General features: G+C 52.1%; 15 protein-coding genes and 1 other RNA gene. 8 read left to right on the top strand and 8 right to left on the bottom strand.

Going from position 1 to position 22,562, the window contains the following annotated elements; translation table 11 throughout:
- Positions 1–6: 6 nt before the first annotated feature.
- On the bottom strand, positions 7–942 hold the full coding sequence (gene era, locus NEA10_RS02075; protein ID WP_252663553.1) for a GTPase Era: 936 nt from the start codon (positions 940–942) through the stop codon (positions 7–9).
- Between the two features lie 300 nt (positions 943–1,242).
- On the opposite strand from era, the gene NEA10_RS02070 reads away from it, so the two are divergent.
- Entirely contained in the window at positions 1,243–2,019 is a 777-nt protein-coding gene (locus tag NEA10_RS02070) for a DUF4114 domain-containing protein (RefSeq protein ID WP_252663552.1), read from the top strand.
- 97 nt (positions 2,020–2,116) lie between these two features.
- On the opposite strand, the gene NEA10_RS02065 is transcribed toward NEA10_RS02070, so the two are convergent.
- Positions 2,117–2,893, bottom strand: coding sequence for a Crp/Fnr family transcriptional regulator (locus tag NEA10_RS02065; protein ID WP_252663551.1), 777 nt, complete (start codon positions 2,891–2,893; stop codon positions 2,117–2,119).
- 101 nt (positions 2,894–2,994) lie between these two features.
- Complete coding sequence (locus NEA10_RS02060) at positions 2,995–4,740, bottom strand: DUF3352 domain-containing protein (RefSeq protein WP_252663550.1); 1,746 nt, start codon at positions 4,738–4,740, stop codon at positions 2,995–2,997.
- A 170-nt stretch (positions 4,741–4,910) separates the two neighbouring features.
- On the opposite strand from NEA10_RS02060, the gene NEA10_RS02055 reads away from it, so the two are divergent.
- Entirely contained in the window at positions 4,911–5,606 is a 696-nt protein-coding gene (locus tag NEA10_RS02055; RefSeq protein ID WP_252663549.1) for a lecithin retinol acyltransferase family protein, read from the top strand.
- A gap of 292 nt (positions 5,607–5,898) precedes the next feature.
- Here the strand turns inward: NEA10_RS02055 and NEA10_RS02050 are convergent, their stop codons facing one another.
- The gene (locus tag NEA10_RS02050) at positions 5,899–6,711 is read right to left on the bottom strand and encodes a DUF8623 domain-containing protein (protein WP_252663548.1); all 813 of its coding nucleotides are present in this window, start codon (positions 6,709–6,711) and stop codon (positions 5,899–5,901) included.
- A 218-nt stretch (positions 6,712–6,929) separates the two neighbouring features.
- On the opposite strand from NEA10_RS02050, the gene NEA10_RS02045 reads away from it, so the two are divergent.
- Positions 6,930–9,698 (top strand): CHAT domain-containing tetratricopeptide repeat protein, encoded by a 2,769-nt coding sequence (locus tag NEA10_RS02045; protein WP_252663547.1) that lies wholly within the window; start codon positions 6,930–6,932, stop codon positions 9,696–9,698.
- A 116-nt stretch (positions 9,699–9,814) separates the two neighbouring features.
- Positions 9,815–10,828: a trypsin-like serine peptidase gene (locus NEA10_RS02040; RefSeq protein ID WP_252663546.1), complete on the top strand. Its 1,014-nt coding sequence runs from the start codon at positions 9,815–9,817 to the stop codon at positions 10,826–10,828.
- Positions 10,829–10,970: 142 nt separating this feature from the next.
- Here the strand turns inward: NEA10_RS02040 and ssrA are convergent.
- Positions 10,971–11,362, bottom strand: a transfer-messenger RNA (tmRNA) gene (ssrA, locus tag NEA10_RS02035).
- Between the two features lie 196 nt (positions 11,363–11,558).
- On the opposite strand from ssrA, the gene ldpA reads away from it, so the two are divergent.
- Both ldpA and NEA10_RS02025 read left to right on the top strand, forming a co-directional pair.
- Positions 11,559–12,689, top strand: coding sequence for a circadian clock protein LdpA (gene ldpA / locus NEA10_RS02030; protein WP_252663545.1), 1,131 nt, complete (start codon positions 11,559–11,561; stop codon positions 12,687–12,689).
- 165 nt (positions 12,690–12,854) lie between these two features.
- The gene (locus NEA10_RS02025; RefSeq protein ID WP_252665263.1) at positions 12,855–14,558 is read left to right on the top strand and encodes a R3H domain-containing nucleic acid-binding protein; all 1,704 of its coding nucleotides are present in this window, start codon (positions 12,855–12,857) and stop codon (positions 14,556–14,558) included.
- 46 nt (positions 14,559–14,604) lie between these two features.
- Here the strand turns inward: NEA10_RS02025 and NEA10_RS02020 are convergent, their stop codons facing one another.
- Together NEA10_RS02020 and NEA10_RS02015 are read right to left on the bottom strand one after the other, a co-directional pair.
- Entirely contained in the window at positions 14,605–15,492 is an 888-nt protein-coding gene (locus NEA10_RS02020) for a Uma2 family endonuclease (RefSeq protein ID WP_252663544.1), read from the bottom strand.
- Between the two features lie 50 nt (positions 15,493–15,542).
- Positions 15,543–16,406 (bottom strand): EamA family transporter, encoded by an 864-nt coding sequence (locus NEA10_RS02015; protein ID WP_252663543.1) that lies wholly within the window; start codon positions 16,404–16,406, stop codon positions 15,543–15,545.
- Positions 16,407–16,577: 171 nt separating this feature from the next.
- On the opposite strand from NEA10_RS02015, the gene NEA10_RS02010 reads away from it, so the two are divergent.
- Positions 16,578–17,267 carry an Eco29kI family restriction endonuclease gene (locus NEA10_RS02010; protein ID WP_252663542.1) on the top strand — a complete coding sequence of 230 codons (690 nt, stop codon included), beginning with the start codon at positions 16,578–16,580 and terminating at the stop codon, positions 17,265–17,267.
- Positions 17,260–18,447: a DNA cytosine methyltransferase gene (locus tag NEA10_RS02005; protein ID WP_252663541.1), complete on the top strand. Its 1,188-nt coding sequence runs from the start codon at positions 17,260–17,262 to the stop codon at positions 18,445–18,447. Before NEA10_RS02010 ends, NEA10_RS02005 begins: the two co-directional genes overlap by 8 nt.
- A gap of 439 nt (positions 18,448–18,886) precedes the next feature.
- Here NEA10_RS02005 and NEA10_RS02000 read toward each other — a convergent pair whose 3' ends face one another.
- A complete protein-coding gene (locus NEA10_RS02000) occupies positions 18,887–22,177 on the bottom strand; it encodes a CHAT domain-containing protein (RefSeq protein WP_252663540.1) in 3,291 nt (1,096 codons plus the stop codon).
- Positions 22,178–22,562 lie beyond the last annotated feature (385 nt).

Here is a 22,562-nt window from a genome sequence, read left to right as displayed (position 1 = left end):
AACAGGTTAGTCTTCGACACGATAGCCGAGTTCATTGAGACGAGTGCGGGACTGTCGCCATTTGGGTTGTACTTTAACAAACAGTTCCAGGTAAATCTGACCGCTGACGAGTTTTTGGATTTGCTCCCGCGCGGCGGAACCGATTTGTTTGAGCATTGAGCCTCGTTTACCGATGAGAATCCCCTTTTGGGAGTCTCGCTCGACATTAATGGTGGCGAACACCCGTGTCAGGTTTGGGGTTTCCTCCACTTTCTCGATGGCGATGGCCACAGAATGGGGGACTTCCTCGCGGGTGTTGAGCAGGATTTGCTCCCGAATCAACTCGCCCATGATAAAGCGTTCCGGGCGGTCTGTAACTAAATCCGGGGGATAGTAATAGGGGCCGGGTTCTAGGTGAGTGACGAGCCGTTCCAGGAGTTCTGGGGTTCCGCTTCCCTTCAGGGCCGAGAATTTTACCACTTCCCAGGGGCGATCGCCCGCCAGTTCTCGATAGGAGGCATCGATGGCCTCGGCTTTATCATAGGACTGGCAATCTATCTTATTGATTCCCAGCAATACCGGAACCTGCACCTCCTGCAATAACTCGGCGATATAGCGATCGCCCCCCCCAGCTTCCCCGGAACCATCCACCAGAAACAGCAACACATCCCCCGAGTTGATGGCGCGTTTAGCATTCTGCACCAACACAGTCCCCAATTGATGATGGGGTTTATGGATACCCGGGGTATCGATAAAAATCAGTTGCGCCTCATCGGTGGTGAGAATCCCCTGGAGACGATTGCGCGTGGTTTGGGCGACGGGAGAGGTAATCGCCACTTTTTGCCCAACTAGGGTATTCATTAGGGTGGATTTACCCACATTCGGACGGCCAATAATACTGATAAACCCCGAACGAAAACCATCGGGGGGCGTGGGGATGAGGGAAAATTCGGCGGGATTCATGGAAAACGCTGATCAGGAAATAGGAGAAGGTTCATTATACCCCTTCTTTTTGGTAGATTTACTATCTCTTCAATGCAATTGTCAGCAAAAACACGGATAAAACCCCTGACACTTACAGTTTTGCGTCCTTCATGAAAACTATATAAAACTCATCAACAGATTAAAGCTTTGATAAAGTTTGTAGCCTAGAGTAAGCAGTCGGGAACAACCCAGATATACTGGACACAGGCAAAAACATTAATCCCTTCAGATTGTGTGATCTACCTGAAATAACGTATAACCCTCACTGCTAAACTAACCATGAAATCTTCACTTCTTGCCGGAGCAACTGCCCTTGTTACAACTTTGACGGTTGCAGGCTCTGCCTCAGCTTTTACGATTGAGAGCGCTGATGATAGCTTCAAAACTTTGATTGGTAGCGGGGTTTTTGAAGACTACATCCATACGGAATATCAAGCCCTCGATGCTAGTTTTGTTGCGTCTCAGCAACTGAATTTGAGTGACTTAACCTTGAAGTTCGACCACGAGGTCAAGGTTCACTTCCTCAGTGAAGGCGCTAATTTCCGCAATCAACTTGGGGTGAGCGTGAGCGGAACCACAGAAATTTCCGAGACAATTCTTTTCGATGATATTGTTTGTGTTACTGATAGTTGCTCGACTCATAAGGGCTATCGGGATTCACACATTACCCCAGAACGTTATCTGGAAGCAGGAGATTTCGTTAGTTTGGGAATGATTAAAGCGGGAAGCACTCTTGACTTCTTCCTCAACTCCAATGGCTTTAATCGCAGTAACCCCCAGCGCCTACATCTTGATGCCAGTAAGAATCTTGGGGGTCACCAACAGGTCATGGCCTATCAGCAGTCGGGCTATCTGATCCTGGCCTTTGAGGATGTGGTGATCCATTGGGAGGGAAGCGACAAAGACTTTAATGATGTGGTCTTTGCCATTGATATTGGCGAGAAGAATTTAAGACATCTCAGCGGAGAGGCTGTTCCGGAACCGACGGTGATTTTCGGTTTATTGAGTGTGGGTGGCGCCTTTTCTCTGTTAGGTCGTAAGCGCCAACGTGCCTAGACTTCTGTATCGACTGGGCTAACGTGGGACTAGGATTGAACTGGGGATGTTTGCTGGCAACGGCTGGCGACATCCCCATTTTTGGGCCCGTTTTCAGCTACCTCGGCCCGTCTGTATCTGGGAGATTGAGATGGCTTTGGGAACTCGACGGATTTGAACTGAAGCCTCCCACCGCATAGGCGATCGCCCCAAGTCCTCCCATAATAACTATTCCCGTCACCGTTCCCGCCAGAAACGGACCCCAGGGTGAGGGCGATCGCCGAGGTTGTACGGCCACGAGGGGCAGTTGTTTGCGTAACCGCTGCTGTTGCTTTTCCAGGCGATCGCGAGTCTCCTGAATCTGGGCCCAACGGGGGTTATGGGCCGCCTCCTCAGAAGAGTCGGGAGGTTGTAAGAGGGCGATCGCCTGCTGATACATCTGCAACAACTCGTCCGTCGCCGCTAAGCCTTGTTCAAAGTGCTGTTGCGCCATGGCCACCAAGGTCAGGGCCAGCTTACTCCCCACACGACTGGCCGTGATTAACTGTTGCCAATGTTGGCGATGAATCATCAATAAGCAACTCTCAGTAGTTGCCCGAAAACTGCTGCTATAGGGGCGTTCCAGGATAAAATCGAGAGCGGCGATGGTTTCTCCAGTTTGCACGCCTCCTAGGAGCAATAACTGACCGCTATCCGCTTCCTGGAGTCGTTCCCCCTCCCCTTCTAACAGCACCCATAGATGGTCACTGGGACTCCCTTCGGTAAAAACGAGCTGTCCCGCCTGGGCCTCGCAGTAACTGGACATCTCTAACAGTTGTTGCTGTTCGCTATCTGAGAGATTAGCCGTGAGTGGCGTTTGTTTGAGTCGGCGTAAGAGGCGATCGGGAAAATCCATAGAAGTCTAAAAAAAGCGTGAGTAGGGAGACAAAAGGAAATGAGAGAGAATCCCTGTGGCGTTCCCTCTCGGGGTTATCAACGCATTATTAAACCATCAGATTAGGGAATCAGTTTAATCAAGACCTGGGCCCGGTGAACTCCATTACGACTCCCTTCCGTACTCAGGAGGAGCGATCGCAGATGATCAACCAGAGGATTTCCCGTCAGTTCCAAAACCCGCAAAAAGGGCAATTGCTGACGTAACGCTCCCTGACTCTCCTGCCAATTGAGATAGAGGTAGCCGTCATTGTCCTCAGGAAGTAGAGGTAACTCCTTGCGGAACTGGCCGTTCGCTAACAGAGAATTACGACGGGGAGAGGTATAGGCCCAATCGATGGCTTCAATGGAACTGGCCAGCAGACGATAATCATTCAACTGACCCCGTACTCCTAACACATCCGCTTCCAGGCGCAGTCGTAAATTCCCTTCAGTGGTTTTCCCTTCCTTCGTCATCAAACGAGTCCAAGCCAGAATCCGATGTTGGTCTTTGAGGGTGAAGGGGCCGACACTATAGCCATTGGCGGCGGCGGCTTCATCGAGTCGTCCAATGGCCGCGTCAGACTGGGGGTGATTCTCCGGGGGGTCTTCGGCTACAAAAATCCAATCTAAGGCATCGTCATCTACATTGGGCAGTAAGGCGAGAGCGTAATCCCCCGTCACCCAATCAAAAATATCCTCCTGTAAAGAAATTCCCCAGCGGCTTTCCAACTCTCCCAGGGGTTGGGTGAGTAAACGAGACAGTAAATCACCCCCTGAAACCGCTTGGGAGACACGACGCCAGCGACTGGCCAAGTCTGTTCCCGCCAACACCAATGCACTCTCTTCTGGGACATAATTCAACGCCGCCACTGGGTGATCTAATTCCGGGGAGACGGTACTCTCATCGTTGCTACTGGCCCATACCGTATCCGCCAGGAGGCCTTGACGACTCAGGCCCAAGCCAATCGCCAGCGTATCCGGAAGTTGAGAATCCGGTGTCACTGAATCTCCCCCTAGCCAACCACTCAGTTGGGGAACATCAGCCAGAATCACGCCAATGCGTTGGTCATCCAGTCGGGCGATCGCCTTCTGATAGGTGGGAGAATGTTGTAAATTGAGGTCTTCAACCTGGGCATCGTTAATCGCCTTACGCAGAACCTCCGGTGCGTTAGCGAACAGCACAAAGCGATCGCCCACCAAGGCACTCGACCATTCTCCTGCACTCTTCTTAGCAAAGGGGTTAAAGTCTTTCAGTTGTAACCCATCCCCCGTCGGTGGCAGGGTTTTACGGCTATAGATGAGTTTTACTCCCTTATACTCCTCAAACTGCAACTCCCGACCCGAGACGGCTTTATTCTGCCAAAACAGATCCAGAAACTCGCGACTGCGTTCTCCATCTCGAACCTCCAAGGCTAGGAGATATCCCGGTTGCGTCCCATTAGCGGGGTTGCGATCGAGGTCTGCCGTGGTGACGGCCAGGGTAATCTCATCCCCTAACCAGGGTTCAATGTCCCGTCCATAATCTAAGTTCGTATCTGCCAAGAGACTGGCTTTCAGACGCTTAAACTCTGCCTTAGCCTGTCCCCGTTGGCGCAGCGGAGTCCGCAGTTGCCGCAAATCTTGTAATTTCTGAGGATTGGTAAACAGGGACATCACCAACGGGGGGTCTTTGGGGAGAAACAACGCCGCCGCCGGTTCACCCCTCGGGGCCCCCCGCAACAGCGTCAGCGAACTCTGGAAGCCAAACCAATAGACAGTCCAGAGGACAGTTAGGAGAATCACCCCCAGAAGGGTGAGCGAGAGGGGAGAATAGGCGCGTGACTTCATAACGGTTCCTGCAACGTGACCCAATCGTCATTATTCCATTTCCTTCGGCAATTGCGAAATGTTTGATAATGGAGGGTGGGCGATCGTGACCCTAGTTTTGGGCCTTCTGCTGTTCCAATTTCAGATTGGGTTGTCCCCCTAACGCAACGTAACTCTCATAGGTTCTCTTTATGGCACGCGGCGACCAGATTTATGTGATTCGTCCCTTCTTCAATCTCGACGGCCTCTACGAACACCACGGGATTGATTGCGGGGACAGCACGGTGATTCACTATTCTAAGCAGGAGGACGAGGCAACGGTGAAACGCACATCCGTGGCGACGTTCAGCCAGGGCAAACCCATTTATACTCGGCAGTATCCCGCCCATTATATCGCCGAGACAACCCTACAACGGGCCCAGAGTCGCCTAGGGGAGCGCAAATATAACCTACTGTTCAACAACTGCGAGCATTTCGCCACCTGGTGCAAGACCGGGATTAGCGACAGCAAGCAAGTCCGCAAGTTCGCCCCTTTACTAGCCACCCTCAATCCTGACCAACTCTCTGGCAAAATCTATACATCCTTCCAAGACGGTCATCAAGAGGATGCACCGAGATTACTGGAGAGTGCTTTAGGAGAAATCAAGCTCGCCTGGGATGACTTACAACCCCGTTACAATAAGGCGGTACGGGAAATGAAGTCTTGGGACAAGGTCGCCCACAAGGCCCTAGAACGCCACCGTGAGGATTTAGCCCGGGTCGCCCTCCACCGCAAACGAGAGTTCCGTCTCCAAGCCGAAGATTTAAAGCAACACCTCGATCGCCTAGCCAAAATGACCGAAACCCTCGTCGAACAAGGTAAGGCAATAGGGGGAAGAAGGCAATAGGCAATAGGCAATAGGCAAAAGGCAATAGGCAATAGGCAATAGGCAAAAGGCAAAAGGCAAAAGGCAAAAGGGTGGAAGAAGGCAAAAGGGGAGAGTCCGTCTCGGGTTTGTCCTCTGTGTCCTCGGCCTACCACAAGGGTACGCCCCTACGTGGTTATCTCTTGCCTCTTGCCTCTTGCCTCGGGCGACCACAAGGGTACGCCCCTACGTCTTTTCTATTGCCTCTCCCCCCTCCTCTTCCTCAGTGTCCTCTGTGCCTCTGTGGTAACCCTCTTGCCTCTTGCCTCTCCCCCTAATTCACACGCATTCTCCGGCTAATAATCGCAATTCCTCCCCGACGAACAATCGCCCCAGAGACCCAATAATCCCCCTCTCCATTTTCAACTTCACCCACCTTAAACAACCCTCCTGCATTGAGGGGTTGAAGTTCCAAGGAACTGGGATTGAGATGAGTTTGGCTGGAGACCGGTTCTTGCAGAGCGGCCCCGAGAATTAAATCATTTCCAAGGGGTTCTTCGACAATTAAATCAAAATGATAGCGAGTATTGGGAGATATTTCTAAGGGGAGATTAACGCGGACGTTGGGAGGATTCTCCCCGGAGAGAATGCGGATTTCTTCTTCGAGAATCTCTTGGGAGACAATTTGGTCATTCTCATAGACTTGGCGCGATCGCACGGTGGCGCGAAGTTCGCTGTTGGCAAAATCCCTGGACTGTAAGCCGACAATGGTGGTTTTGGTTTCCACTTCATAGCCGTTCGCCGTCTGCTCCCAAGAGAGAATCTCGGTGTTGTAGCTGAGGTTGGGGAAGCGTTCCCAGAGTTGTTCGAGAGAGGCCTGCAAGTTCTCACGACTGAGTCCATCGTAATGTCGGAAACTGTCGCTGTAGAAGCGCATCAAGGCATCGATATCGCCCTGAGTCGCCGTTTCATCAATGCTTTGTAGGAGTTGTTGTAGTTCCTCTGGTGCATCTTGGCCGGGATTGGCGTGGCTGGGTGGGGCCAGTAGCGTTGTGGTGAGGCCCGACGCGATCGCCCCGAGAATCAGGGAAGACAGAAGACGTGGGAGGCGGCGTTGGGGATGGGAGGTGGGGAAGTTGGAGGTCATCGTCGACAACTAAGACAGAGGAATCGTCTCTAGTTTAAGGCCTCAAACAAACGACCGGCTACAGATGCCCGTAATTCTCACCGTTTCCTCCCTCCTAGCCATTCCTTTGCGGCTCTACTGGCTCCAAGCCCCCAGAACGGCAAGGGTGGGCCGTCAGGGTTTGCCGATGGTCGGGACAGAGGTTAGATTGGGGGGATATTCTTTGGACGTAGAACAAAATGAAGCATTGGCCTTGGGGCGTGGCGATGGGCCTGAGTACGGCGATCGCCTTTGGAGTCACAGGGGTTACGCCAGTTTGGGGGGAGGCCATCCCCGCCTACAGGCAGATTGCCCAAAGCCCCGAAGATATGGCAACGGCGTTGCTGTTAGTGCTGGAAGCTCAGAATGCTTTAGAAAGTGGGGAAGATAGCCAGGCCGAGATCGAAGCCGCTCTGGCTAAATTGGCCCAGGCCATCCCTGGCCTGGAAGCCATCGGTGCGCCCACTCTCAACCTGCAAGTGATTGCCCATTATCTCTCCGGGGTTGGCCACCGCAGACTGAGAGCCAATCCTCAAGCCTTGGCCAGCTATCAAAGGGCATTGCAACTTAGCGAACACTTAACCCCTGAAGCCGCTCAGGAATTGCGGGGGAAGGTTCTCAATGGCATCGGGTTAGTGTATTCAGATCAAGGGGAAATCACCACGGCCTTGCAGTTTTTGGAGCCGGCCCTAGAACACCATCGCGCCATCAGCGATCGCCCCGAAGAGGCGGCAACACTGACCAATTTAGGGGCGGTTTATGCCCAGTTGGGGGAGCATCGCCAAGCTTTAACGTTGTATCAACAGGCTCTGCGCATTTATCAATCCCTCGATGATCCCCTGGGACAGGGCAACCTCCTCAATAATATCGGCTTGGTTTATCATCATCTGGGGGAACAGCGTCAAGCCCTCGACTCCTGGCAACAGGCGTTGAATGTAGGGCGCAGTCTGGGCAATCGTCGCCTTGAAGCCGCCAGTGTGAGTAATTTGGCCCTGATCGCCGATGGGGAGCAACGCCGGGCTGGGTTAGGGGAAGCGTTGAGCCATTATCAAGCCTTGGGCGATCGCCTCCATCAAGGCCATATTCTCAATAACATCGGTGCGTTTTATGCCGAACAGGGCAATTTCCCCCAAGCCCTCAACCATTATCAACAAGCCTTAGAACGGTTGCGGGGGGTGGGCGATCGCCAAGGGGAGGCCATGAGTTTGGCTAATATCGCCTCGGTCCAACAACGGCAGGGAGAACTCACCACCGCCCTAGCCACCATTGAACAGGCGATCGCCCTGATTGAGGAACTGCGGGGGGCGATCGCCCACCCCAACCTGCGCCAAACCTATTTCAGCCGTCAGCAGGATTACTACCAGTTCTATACCGACCTGTTGATGCAATTGCATCAGCAAAACCCCGGCCAAGGCTATGATGTCCGCGCCTTCCACGGCAGCGAACGCAGCCGGGCCCGTAGCCTCATTGACCTAATTGCTGAAGCTCAGCTTGATCTGCGCTCCAGTAATCAGCCCGCCTTGCAACCCCTATTGGCCCAGGAAAGAGAGATTCTAGCGGCGATCCGCAGTGCAGAACAACAGCTGATCCAACGTTTGCACCTGGGGAATTCCCCCAACGAAGGGGGGCAAACCCGCATCCGCCAAGAATTTGCCACAGAGATCCGCCAATTGAATCAACAATTGGACAACGTGGTGGCCCAAATCCGGCGACAAAACCCGGCTCATAGTGATTTGCAATACCCGGAACCCCTAACACTCCAGCAAATCCAACAGCAGGTTTTAGATGAAGATACGGTGCTGTTGCAGTACAGTCTCCACCCTGGGCAAAGCTACCTCTGGTTGGTGAGCAAAACCGGCCATCAAACCTATATCCTCCCCCCCCAAGGAGAAATTGAAGCCAACGCCCGCCTGTTCTATAACAACATCATCAGTTCCCGCTGCTCCCGCGCCGCCAACGCCGCCGCCTGCCTGCACCGGACGCTGAACTCCCCAGGCTCTGCCCTCTATGAGCAACTCCTTGGCCCCGTGGGTCATGCCCTCGCGGGTAAACGCCTCCTGATTGTGCCTGATGGCGTACTTCACTATATTCCCTTTGCAGCGTTGCCCCTCCCCAGTGATGCCTCTGAGGAAACCTATCGCCCCCTGATTATGGGCCATGAAATGCTCCATGCTCCTTCGGGAACGGCGATCGCCAGCCAACGCCGCCGTCTGGCTCAACGCCCCCCCGCCCCCAAGGACTTGGCAATTCTGGCCGATCCCGTCTTTAGCTCCGATGATCCCCGCATCACCGGCCGCTCAGAAACCCCAACCCCCCCGGAAAATACCGCCATTAGTCTCAGTGCCCTCCTGAGCCGTGCCGCCCTCGATCGCTCCCTCTGTATTCCGGGCGATGGCCTTGCGCCCCTTCCCGGCACACGCCAAGAGGCGCAAACCCTCATCAACTTAGTTCCTGGGGATAGCGTCCGCTCTGCCTTTGATTTTGATGCTAATCAAGATTGGTTTAATAGCACAGCCCTAGGGGACTATCGCACCCTTTGGCTGGCGACCCATGGTTGCATTGATAGTCAAAATCCAGAACTATCGGGTCTGGTACTTTCTCTTTTTGATCGCAACGGTCAACCCCAATCTGAGAGCTTTTTACGCCTCAATCAGATTTTCAACCTGCAACTCAATGCTGATTTAGTCGTCTTGAGTGCGTGTCAAACGGGTTTAGGGGAAGATATTAAAGGGGAAGGCATGGTGGGCATGACCCGGGGATTCATGTATGCGGGGGCGAAACAGGTGGTCGTTTCTTTATGGGATGTTAATGATCAAACAACGGCGGAATTAATGGGGGAATTTTATGCCACAATGCAGGAGGGAAAACCCGCCGCTGAAGCATTACGCACCGCCAAGTTATCCCTGTGGGAACGATATCAAGACCCACGTTTGTGGGCGGCCTTCATTCTTCAAGGAGACTGGCAATAGCTAAACGTGTCCAGGGCGAAAAACGGTTCACCCTGGGTCAAGCCAAATCTAAAACCTTGAAAAAAGTAGGGTAGGCATTGCCCGCTTTACCCCTGGGCTATCACGGAATAATGACGATGAAATTACGTTTTTTAGCTGCTTTAACCCTAATCGCTGTCCTCTTCACGGCTCCCCTTTCAGCATTACGGGCAGAACCGGATCTAGATTTGCCGTTAGAGGATGACATTGAATGGGAAACTGACGATAGTGAAACCGATTGGGATGGGGAATTACTTATTGAATCGGGATTTATTCCCGATGATCTGCCGGTGGTGGATGAACCTTATACCGCTGATGATCGTGTGGTCATTGGCCGGGATAAGCGTCGCCCCGTGCTGACCTCGGGGTATCCCTATTCCACCGTTGGCCGTATTTATAGAGTCTCTGCCAATGGCCGGGAACGGGGCAGTTGTACCGGAACCTTGATCGGTTTGAATTTGGTACTCACTAATGCCCATTGTTTACCTAGACAGGCCAATAATGAACAGGTCATAAGTGGTGCTGACTATCAACGGGGGCAGGGCGATCGCCTCGTTTTCAAAGCCGGAATGATTCGCGGTGTTGCCCGTGCTCAAGCGCGGGTGGTGACGTTTGAGCATGGTTGGACGGACAACCGTGCCGCTGCCAATGATTGGGCAATTTTGCGGTTGGATCAGCCCTTGGGTCGGCAGATGGGGACGTTGGGTTGGCTGGGTTTGGATTTCACCAATCCGAGAATCCTGCGGGAAACTGCCGGAAAATTAATGGTGGTGTCCTATTCGGCAGATTTTCCCACGCCAGCCCTGCAGGCCTTTGGTCAACCCGGAGAAACGGCAGGCCAGCATCGACGCTGTAGTGTAGTGCGTGCCCATAACGAGGGGCCAAACCGAGGCTTGATTTTCCATGCCTGCGATACCAATCCGGGGGCTTCAGGCAGTGCGATTTTAATGCGCCTGGATGATGGAACCTACCGAGTTGTAGGACTCCATGCCGGTTCGAATCGCTTTGAGTCAGCCGTCAGATTGCCCACAGGGGGACGGACTGACACCCTCAACCGGGCGGTACAGGTCAACCGCTGGCATTCTACAGCCGTGCGAATGCGCAATCAATAAGGGGCTGAGACATTTAGAGGGCTTGGAGAAGGGCTTGCCCCATGGTCTCCACAGGGGGGGTCTCTAGCCAGCGGCTGAGGGCGATCGCCCCCTGTTGCACGCAAAAACGACCTGCTACAGATCCTGTAACAGGTCGTTCTTAAAGTGGAGCCTACGGGAATCGAACCCGTGTCCGCCTTGGGTATTGACCTCACGATCATTCACAGGCTTAGCCCCGTTAACCCTTGGGGCGGGGACCGTCCCTTATCCCGGACGGTAGGATGCTCTGGTATTGTCTTAACTCAGTTCACTGACCAGAGACAGGGAATGAGTGCATCCGTTGGGGGTTACCTATAGCCGTTAACGGAGTCGGACTATAAGTGCTCGAACCTATTGGAGGTTTTTTCTAGGCAACAGCAGCTGCCTTGCGAGCGAAAGGAACGATGTTGTTCGCATTTACTTTTTGTTTTGAGCCTTTGATTTACGAGAGGAGACTCACTCTCGGCCTGCATCACGCTTCGGATTTTCCCAACACGTCGAAACCATGAAGGCCCCTCGTGGGTAACGTGAATGCTATCGCTTCCTTTCTGGATCTCTTATTATAGGGGCAAATTCCAAAAGTGACAACCCCAGCTCAGGAACTCCTCCTGGCCGCCTTGTCTGCTGTGCCTGAAGTCCCTCTCCCTCTGGCTTCAACAACTTTCCCAGGTAGACCTCCCCATTTTTTCACGAACCCATTAGCATAATAGGTGTGACTAACCTGAGAGACCCGTTACATTCCTTAAAACAAGGAACCTGGTTCAAATTAATTTGCGGAGCCAGTTTCCAAGACCTGCCCGCCATTCATAACCTAAGTTTGGTCTATAGCCTGGCGGGGGTCGATTGCATCGACGTGGCGGCTGATCCAACGGTGGTTGAAGCTGCTCGCGGCGGTATGGCTGCCGCCCAAGTCTATCTGGAGTCAGCGCGATCGCGGGGACTGTCCCCCAATCCCAAGCCCTGGCTCATGGTGAGTTTAAACGACGCGGATGATCCCCATTTTCGTAAAGCCCAATTTAATCCCGAGCATTGTCCGCCTGACTGTCCCCGTCCCTGCGAAGCCGTCTGTCCGGCGGCGGCGATCGCCTTTACCCAGGAGCATCAAGGGGTGATTCAGGAACGCTGTTATGGCTGTGGCCGTTGTTTACCCATTTGTCCCCAGGGACTGATTTCCGCCAAGGCCTATCGCACCAGTCCCGAAACCTTAGCCCCCTTTGTTCTGTCTATGGCCGTTGATGCCATTGAAATCCATACCCAACCCGGTCATCAGGAGGACTTTGAGGCCCTGTGGCGGGCGATCGCCCCTTGGCGAAGCCAGCTCAAACAACTGGCCATTAGTTGTTTACACAGTCCCAACAGCCTCGACTATCTGCGATCGCTCTACGACATCATCGGTAGCGCCTTTCCCGAACCCATCTGGCAAACCGACGGACGCTCCATGAGTGGTGACCTTGGCAAAGGAACCAGCAAAGCCACTATCCAATTTGGGCAACAGGTTCTCAACGCCAACCTCCCCGGATATGTCCAACTGGCCGGAGGCACCAATCAGCACACGGTCCCCAAACTACAATCCCTAGGTTTGTTTAACAACCGCTTAAATTCTCAACAATCGTCGTCTAACAGCCCCGTAACCCGGCCAAAACCCGCTAAATATATAGCAGGGATTGCCTACGGCAGTTATGCCCGAGCAATTTTGTCCCCAATGTTGACCCCATTAAACAGGAGTAAGGGGTGTTCTGCCATGTACCTAGACCAGCATCCTCAACATCTCTGGGCCGCCGTCGAGCGAGCGCGATCGCTCGTGGCCTTGCACCATCAGCCCCCAGCCGTCCTCAAGTCCTAATCACAGGGCCTCAGAATCGGGGCCAACAACCCCCACTGTCCGAGTTAACGGCCCCTGTTGCTATTTCGAGCTTTCATGGTGAGTTCAAATTCCAACCCGTCATCCTCTATTCCCTATGGGCGATCTCCGTCTCCTGAAGCCGCCCCTTCAGAATCAGAACGCGATATGCAGCGCAGCACCGACGATCTCACTCGACTCCTCAGCATTCTCCCCGAACCCATCCAAACCCACATCGAACAACATCCCCAACGAGACGTTCTCATCGAAATTGTCATGGACTTAGGGCGACGGCCCGAAGCCCGTTTCCCCGGCCAAGCCGAATATCTCAGCGACGATCCCATCACCCAACAAGACTTACAAGACTGTGTCGATCGCGTGGGACATTTCGGCGGCGACAACCGAGCCGGAATTGAGCAAACCCTGCACCGCATCAGCGCCATCCGCAACCGCAGCGGCGATATCATTGGCCTCACCTGTCGGGTAGGGCGGGCCGTCTTCGGCACCATTGGCCTGATTCGCGATTTAGTCGAACGGGGTCAATCCATTCTCATGTTAGGTCGGCCGGGGGTCGGTAAAACCACGGCCCTACGAGAAATTGCCCGAGTTCTCGCCGACGACTTACAAAAACGGGTGGTCATCATCGACACCTCCAACGAAATCGCTGGTGATGGGGATATCCCCCACCCCGCTATTGGCCGGGCGCGACGAATGCAAGTGGCCCGCCCGGAACTGCAACATCAGGTGATGATTGAAGCGGTTGAGAACCATATGCCGGAAGTGGTGGTGATTGACGAAATCGGCACCGAACTGGAAGCCCTCGCCGCCCGCACCATTGCCGAACGGGGGGTGCAACTGGTGGGAACCGCCCACGGAAACCGCATTGAGAACCTAATCAAAAACCCCACCCTGGCAGACTTAATTGGTGGGATTGGTTCTGTCACCCTGGGAGATGACGAAGCCCGACGGCGGGGAACCCAAAAAACCGTCTTAGAACGGAAAGCCCCGCCCACCTTTGAGATTGCCGTGGAGATGTTAGAACGGTATCGCTGGGTGGTGCATGAGAGTGTCTCCGATACGGTGGATATTCTCCTACGGGGACGACAGCCGAACCCTCAAGTGCGAACCATGAATGAGAGTGGTAAGGTGCTAATCTCCCATGAGTTACCCGACGCCCCCATTGCCCCGAAGCCTCCAAAAGATGCTGGGGTACGGGGTTGGCGGGCTTCAGGCCAGATGAAACCGCTACCCCGCACCAATGGAGTCGCCACCAGTTCCCCTCAGAAACACTTTGAGCAGTTACTCGATGCCTCTCTCTCTAGTAGTCCTCAGTTTGACCGCTTTGGCAATGAGATGGTGGATGAGGAGGAGCAATTTTATCTCTATCCCTACGCCATTAGTCGCGGCCAATTGGAAGAGGTGATTGGGGTGTTGGAGTTACCGGTGGTGATTACCAAGGATTTGGATGAAGCTAATGCGGTGTTGGCGTTGCGATCGCACTTCCGCAATCACTCGAAACTGCGTCATGTGGCCAAAGCCCGACAAATTCCCATCCATCTGATTAAATCCAGTACCATTCCTCAGATTACCCGGGCCCTACGGCGCTTGTTGCAAATGGACGATCCGGGGGTTCCCGATGTGGCGGATTTGCGGCTGTTTAGTCACAATGCCAGTGATGATGAGATTGAGGCGTTAGAAGAGGCCCGTTTGGCCGTTGAACAGATTGTTCTGCCGAAAGGGCAACCGGTGGAGTTATTACCGCGATCGCCCAAAGTTCGTAAAATCCAGCATGAACTGGTGGAACACTATCGCCTCAAATCCGATAGTTTTGGCGATGAACCCAATCGTCGCCTACGGATTTATCCTGCCTAATCCCTCCCCCAAACCGCGATGGCAGGCTTGAGGGAGCCAAATGGGGCTAGTCCCCTAAGCCATCGCGAACCCGTTGCACCAGCGCCTCAGAAACACCCAAGGCGGCTGCAATTTGGGCCACATCAAGGCCCATCGCTAAAAAGTTGTTGATAGCTTGTTCCTGGGCTTGCTGAGCCTCGCTCTGGGCTTGATTGAGGGCAGCTTCTGCGGCTTCGGCTCGTTGCCGTTCCCGTTCGGCGGCTTGGCGTTCCTGTTCAGCGGCTTGGCGGGCTGTTTCGGCTTCTTCTGCGGGAGTGGGGATATAAGTCCAATCCGCATCATACCAACGCAGCCAGCGTCCGTTCACCCCACGATAGGGACCATTCCAGACTCCTAACCCTAACCCCAGTTCCTCGAACCAGAAACGGCGTTCGGGCAAGTCTTGTTCTTGATAGCGGCCGCCGGTGAGGACAAATAGCCGAAACTCATTTTGGATGCGATCGAACACCGCATAGAAGGGAACTTGGAGAATCTGCTCATAGACTTGCCATTTACTGGGGGGTTTATCGGCTAGGCGCATACTGCTGCGTCCTAAATCTTCCGCCTCAGTTCCCGGTGAGAGCAGTTCCACCACCAGGAAGGGAGAGATTCCCTCTTGCCAGATGACATAACTCCAGCGTAACTGGTCTTGCTGGTCAACGTGGGTGGCCCCAAGAACCAGAAACCAATCGGGCCGTTTATGCCAGAGGGTATGGTGAGGGTCATAGTAGACATTGAGGTCTTGAGCGGTCAAACAGTCTTCTGGCGAGTAGTTTGACGGTTTACAGGTGATGCTCAAGAGCGTCGGTTGCAATTCATGAAACTGATCTGGCAAACCAAGTTCCTCCGGGAATTCGCTGGGGAGGTCATACATGGTCGGTAAGGGAGTTTGCCAGCGGCGAGAGGCGTCAACCATGATGGGAACCCATGACTAAAAACGATGATTTGATTCTAGCAAAGGGGGCATCACGAAAGGGCAATGACGACGACTCCTACAACCATGATGCCGGTCCCCAAGAATCGTTGTTTGAGGCCCGTTTCTTGGAAGATGAATCGCCCCCAGAGGACATTGAAGAGGGCGCTGGTGCGTTTAATGGCGATGACGTAGGCCACGAGGGTGAGGGAGAGGGCCGTCATCTGACAGGCGACGGCGATCGCATTGAAGCCACCAATGGCTAACAGGGGTAGGGGTTTGGCTTGAATTTGCTCTCTCCAACCTTGGCATTTGAGCAGCATTAGGGGAAATAGCCAGAGGGCATTGGCGGCATAGACGGTGGTGACCCAAAATAGGGGTGAGGAGTTTTGCACACCAATTTTGTCGAAGTTGGAGGTGAGACTCCAGAGGAAGGCCACGAGCAACATGAAGCGGGCCCCTCGTTCGTTGATGAGGGCGCGTAGGGGTTGGAGATAGCCTTGTTTATGTTGAGCGAAGTTGAGGAGATAGGCGCCACTGACAATGAGGAGAATACCCAGTAATCCCCAGGTGTTGGGAAATTCACCGACGAGAATGGGGGAAGTGAGGAGGAGGAATAGGGGGGTGAAGGTGGTCAGGGGGGCGACTTTGGAGAGGTCGGAAAGGCGAATGGCTTTGATAAAGTAGAGGAAGGCGATCGCGTTTAGGAAACTGCCGGCTAGTAAGGCATTCCAGAAGGGAGGACTAATCGTGGGAGTTCCTAAAATGAGGGTGAGGGGGAGTAGGAGGAGGGCAGTAAAGGCGTTGAGAGACCAGGTGATTACGTAGTCGTTGTGAAGGGTGGATGAGGTTTTGTTGGCGACGTCTCGCAGGGATTCAAAGAAGGCGGTCACCAGGGAGAGAATAAGCCAGAGCATTGTATGGGAAACTAGAACGAGCCTCCAGGATAGCCCATCCTTGTGTTCCGGAACGTCGTTTGGTGAAAACTGGATGACATCTTGGTGACGAGAATCTCATTTTTGTCGTATACTAACCTTGATTGTTTTTTAGACTGGCGAGGTTCTTGTCTGAACGTTTGACTATAGTATTTGTCGTTTTATCTGGCAGCCAAACCCATCTTTTTTAGTGTGACTGAAGGTTTTTCTAGAATCAACCATGTTTATCAATCACCGGATTTCCAAAGAATAATCTCTGACGCGATTCGGTTTTTGCAGAACACTCCTGCCCAAAAGATGCCACCACCTGAAAAATTTGATGGGCCGGGTGTGTATCAAATTTACTGTACTGCGAACTCAGGCATCTATTCCAGATTTTATAAATTTAACAAAACATCTTTGCAAGTCCCGATTTACATTGGCAAAGCCGTTCCTAAAGGTTGGCGACAAGGACGACAGTATCAGGACACGAACAGAAGAACCAATGAACTTTATCAGCGTTTAAGAGAGCATAGCAAGAGTATTTCTCAAGGTGAAGGGCTTAAGATTAAGGATTATGATTGTCGCTTTATGATTTTAGAAGGTGCAGAGAGTAGTTTGATTTCAACGTTAGAAGCTGCATTGATTCGTCAATATCAGCCTCTTTGGAATACTGTGATTGACGGTTTTGGCAATCATGATCCGGGGAAAGGTCGATACCGGCAGTCCAAGTCAGACTGGGATGTTTGCCATCCCGGCCGCCCTTGGGCGGAACGATGTCAAGGAATTTCAAAAAACAAAGAAGAACTTTATAAAGCTATTCATCGTTTTTTTGATGAATTAGAATCTCGTCAAAATGTCTAAATTTTCCTGTATAGAATTATTTGCCGGTGCTGGAGGACTCGCCCATGGTTTAAGGTCGATGGGTCTTGATTATCACGCCTTGATTGAATGGAATCCTCATGCCTATCAGACCCTTTGTCAACACTATAATAAAAACCGCGTGTTTCATAAAGATGTTCGGGAGGTGAACTTTAAGGAATTTGGCTCGGTAGATTTGATTGCTGGGGGCCCCCCTTGTCAGCCTTTTTCTCTCGGTGGGAAACATCGTGGCGATTTAGACTCTCGGGATATGTTTCCCTGGGCTTGTGAGGCGATCGCAACTTGTACTCCCAAGGCTTTTATCTTTGAAAATGTTAAAGGATTATTGCGTAAATCGTTTAAGGATTATTTTGACTACATTCTTTTAAGGCTTAAATATCCACAAATAAAACCTCACACACCAGGAGACTGGAAAAGCCATCACGCACAACTTCAGCAGATAGATTTATCACCTCTAGGTCCATCCCTGCAATATCGCGTCTATGTCCAGCTTATTGATACCGCTGATTATGGTGTCCCTCAACGTCGCGAACGAGTCATTTTGCTTGGGATTCGCCAAGATATTTCAGTGGACTGGTCATTTCCCAAACCCAGTCATTCCTTAGATGCCCTACTTTGGTCTCAGTTTGTGACACAAAGCTATTGGGAGCATCATAACCTACAACCTCCACCTCTGACTGATTATGATCGCAGGCTCCAAAAGCGGATTCAAACTCTGCAACGTCAGCCGCCACTTTTTCCGTCGAGCCTTCAGCCTTGGAAAACGGTTCGAGATGCGATCGCAACCTTACCCAACCCTGATGCAACTGGGACATTTCACCCAGACCATTATTTGAGAGATGGAGCCAAATCCTATCCGGGACATACCGGTAGTTATATTGACCTCCCCTCGAAAGCTCTTAAAGCAGGTGATCATGGAGTTCCTGGTGGTGAAAATATGATTCGTTACCGTGATGGACAGGTTCGGTATTACACAATCTTAGAAGCCAAACGGATTCAGACCTTTCCGGATCACTATTCTATTTTTGGCTCTTGGACAGAGGCGATGAGACAACTCGGAAATGCTGTTCCTGTTGACTTAGGACGTAGGATTGGTCAGTCTCTAGTGGCAGTTCTCTCTGAGTCGAGATCGAGACCTGTTTATAAGCGACTGTGGGGGTAAAAAAGAGTCGATAATTCTTTTGCCCTCTAACCTCGACATGTTCGTTTCCACTTCACCGCAATATTCTCCAGTTAAACCCCTCGCATTTGGGTAATTTTGACCCCTTTAAAGCACAAAGAGACTCCCGGTACAGCTACTAGATTTTGCAGGAATTCCCAAAGTTTTTTTACTCCATATACGTGTTTTTCTTCAATCTGAGGCAAAAATAGGTCTGTTTTCGTTGACGGAGCCATTCAGCTAACTGGACGCTACAAGATTCTCGATCCCCTAAAATGACCAGTCGATAGTTTGTGAATAACGATAATTCTGGTAGATTTTTATTCATTTCTGTTTAGGGAGCCTTGTTGACAAAGATGAGGCTCTTTATTTTAGATCGCATTTCCTGTAACCTTTGCTGGTCAAGGGTTACAGACTCTTTGTTACCCCCATAGGTTAAGCGCTACAGCCCATTGCCGATGAGAATAAAGGGTGCCCAGTGGTAGGGATGATCATACCTCCCAGGGATAGCCTCTGCTGCCCGTCCCCCTGCCGATACGACTTCAATACTCCCTCGGCTTAAGTTCAGGCGATCGCCCAGTGCCCCTAAATCCTCCCCCCATAGCAAACTCAACTGTGCCTGCCGCAACGCCTCCGTTTTGGTCAGTTCCTCGGTAGCTAGCAGGGCATAGAATCGTTCCATTAACACACTGGTGCTGGTATCGTTCACCGACCACAGAGAAGCAATCACCGTCTCTGCCCGTCCCGTTTGTAAAAAGTAAGAACTCAGCCCCGCAATCTCAGTTCCATCTCCCCCTGGCCCCCCCAGGGCAGTCTGACAAGCGGAAAGCACCACCAGATGGAGATTTCGCAGGCGGCGTTCAATGGTGTTGATCTCAGGAATGGAGAGGCGATCTCCATTGCCCAACAAAATATATGATTCCTGGGCACGACCGGGGACAAAGGCGGCGTGGGTGGCAATATGCAGCACCCGATGGTTGGCCACGTTGTCCCGGAGTGCCGCAAACGTGAAGGCATCATCGAGAAACACACGACCAGGGAAAATCCCCTCGGCCCCTAGGGTTTCATCCCGGACGATCGCCGTCAGTTCCTCGGCCACAGCGGGCAGGGGATTAAAACCCGCCACCGGTTGGGTTAGCCCCAACCCCAATACTTGGGACTCATCTACCCGCCCCAGCCGCCCGCTGGTTTCCGTTAGGGCTGGAGAGAGTACAGTGGAAATGCGGTAGCGCTCTAGCAGGAAGCGATCGCCGTCAAATAGCGCCGCCATGGGGATGTAGCGGGTAACGCGATCGTTAACGAAAATTAAGTGGTCAACGTTATTTTGCTCCAGTTCCGCTGCCAGAGGCCGAATGATCCAGTCATGGAGTTGCTGACTGGTGGCTTGCAACTCCACCAAGGAACCGCCATTGAGCAATTCCCCAAATCGCTGCACCGTCGCCGCCAGTTCCCCTTGGGATACTGGCACCTCGACACTGCCGATGACGTTGCCCACTGTCGCCCACACCAGCCACAATTTGTCTTCCAAGACAAAAGGATAAATCAGCACCGCTGTTTCCCCAGCCTCGGCGTAGGTGGCTAGCAAGTTTTCGGCATCACCGCTGAGTCTTTCGGGGTTTTGGAAGACATCATCCTCGCCTCGGCTGGCGCGAATGATTCGGTTGAACTCTGCTACCTGGCGATCGTACTGGGATCTGAGAGCTTCCTGTTGGTTGTAGAGGGTGTTAAGGTCACTGCAGTTGGTGGCTTCACAGGTCAGGAGGCGGCTACCCAGGGCAATTAGGCTACCGTGGGCATCCACCACGGTTTGTTCGGGTTCGGTATAGGTTAGGGTAGTGCCTGTCCAGGTGGCGCGGGTGTTGGTGAACTCCCGGAGTTCCTCCAGTTTCAGCAGGTCAAGCACCTGCTGCGCCTCGGGAATGCGACCTTGGCTCAGGAGCAGGTTAGCCAGATGACGGTAGTCATCGGCAACCGTTTTAGTGAAAGACTGTTGTATACCAACATCTAAATTGCGAATATCCTCTCGAATAGATTCTCGAAGCACCACCGAGGCCTTCAGAAAAGTGATGGCTAACTCTGGCTGTTGTTGAGCCTCAAATATTTGTGCAATTGAGCTGAGTGTTCTTCCTTCACCCCAACGATTATTCAGTGTCCGTTGAATTGACAAAGATTTGGTTAAATAATCCAAAGCAGTTTGATACTCACCAAGAGCCGCATAGATATTTCCTATGTCACCCAGCGCATAAGCCTCTTCCCTAATATCATTGATTTCTTGATGAATTTCTAATGCTTGCCTAGAGTAGTGAATGGCAACCTGATATTCACGTAATCTGGCATAAGCAAAACCTAATCCGTTAAAAGCATTAGCTTCTTGTCTACGATTAGACGATGGACGTGCAATCTCTAGTTGTTGATGAAAAAAGTCAATTGCAAGCTCTACTTGATTCAGGTCAATATAAACCCAACCTAATCCATTCAGAATATTCAAAAATCCATGTGTATTGGAAGTTTCCTCGAATATTTTTAGTGCATTTTCATAAAGTTTTAGAGTCTTCTGAAAATCGCCAAGACTATGATATGTCCAGCCTAAAGCATATAAAATGTTAGCAATCCTGTTTTCATCTTCTGTCTCCTGACTGATGTTAAGTGAATTATTAAAGTAATCCAGTGCCAATTCGTATTGAGCTTGAAAAGCATATGCCCAGCCCAAGGAAAACAACGCATTACCCTCCCCGGAGCGATTTCCAATTTCTCTATAAAGTGCTAATTCCTGTTCATAAAATCTAATGGCTTCTAAGTATTCCCTTGAGGCAAAATGAATATTTCCCAGATTGCTTAGAGTGCTAGCTGCTGAATCCAGATCTCCAATTGCGCGGGCAATTGTCAAAGCTTCTTGATAGATGGACTCAGCTTCTTCATAGCGCCCCTGGTCTTGGTAAAGTGAGGCCAAGTTGTTGAGGCTGGCGGCGACATCGGGATGATTCTCTCCCAGGGCGGTTTCTCGGATCTCTAGGGCACGCAGCAAGAGGGGTTCAGCCTCCCTATAACGCCCCTGGTCTTGGTAAAGTGAGGCCAAGTTGTTGAGGCTGGCGGCGACATCGGGATGACTCTCTCCCAGGGCGGTTTCTCGGATCTCTAGGGCACGCAGCAAGAGGGGTTCGGCCTCCCGATAACGCCCCTGGTCTTGGTAAAGTGAGGCCAAGTTGTTGAGGCTGGTAGCTACATCGGGATGGCTATTCCCCAAATGCTCGCGGCGAATGGCTAGGGCTTGCTCAAAGAACTCGATAGCGCGGTGATAATCACCAAGGTTGGCGTAAGTAGTTCCCAAATTTTCTAGGACAGCCCCTTGCCGTTGGCGATCGCCCAGAGCGCGATACAGTTCTAACGCTTGCTGCCAGGAGGCCAAGGCTTCACGAAACTGGTTGCGGTTAAATTGCTCGATACCTTGCTGAAAGAGGCGATCAGCCTCGGCTAAGCGGGGCTCACTGCTGGGGCTTTGGGCGAAGGTTGGGGGCGGGACAAGGTCGGGGTTCTGTTGGGCAGAGAACGATCCTGTAGCCAGGGAAACCGCTGCTGGGGTGGGGAGCCGGTCAGGGAATGACCACCGTTCCTCTGCGGTGTTTTGGGTGGAGACAGCAATGGGTCGTCGTCCTACCGCCATAACCCCCTCCTCTGCTGACAGCCACAGTGCCATCGTCACCAGCATCCCCACCCACTTACTGCTATTAGCCATGATCACTCGCCTCCCGTTTTATCTAGTGATATTAATCGAGGCGTTGAAGCATCAGAGCCGTCATCGCTTGATAGACAAAGCACTCACTCATTTGAGGTAGACGCTCGTAATCCTTGCTTGGGAGAAGACAAAAATCATCAACCCTAAGGGATCGACGAGAATATATCGCTTGCCTCCATTTACCTTTTTGCCACCATCATCTACTCACTCATCGCTGGAGTATCCTGGTTGCGTCATGGCTCTGTCAGTTTGGGTTCTCTTCTTTTATGCCTCGTCTGACCCCTTTTCCCAGTTTCTCTTGATCTTTTCTTAACAAATAGCCTCTATTCATTTCTTTTCAGGGAGCCTTGTTGACAACGATGAGACTCTTTTATTTTATATAACA

This window comes from Phormidium yuhuli AB48, from assembly GCF_023983615.1.
Taxonomy (GTDB): Bacteria; Cyanobacteriota; Cyanobacteriia; order Cyanobacteriales; family Geitlerinemataceae; genus Sodalinema; species Sodalinema yuhuli.
Note: the sequence above shows the minus strand (reverse complement) of the source record. Positions and strands in the feature narration are given on the sequence as shown.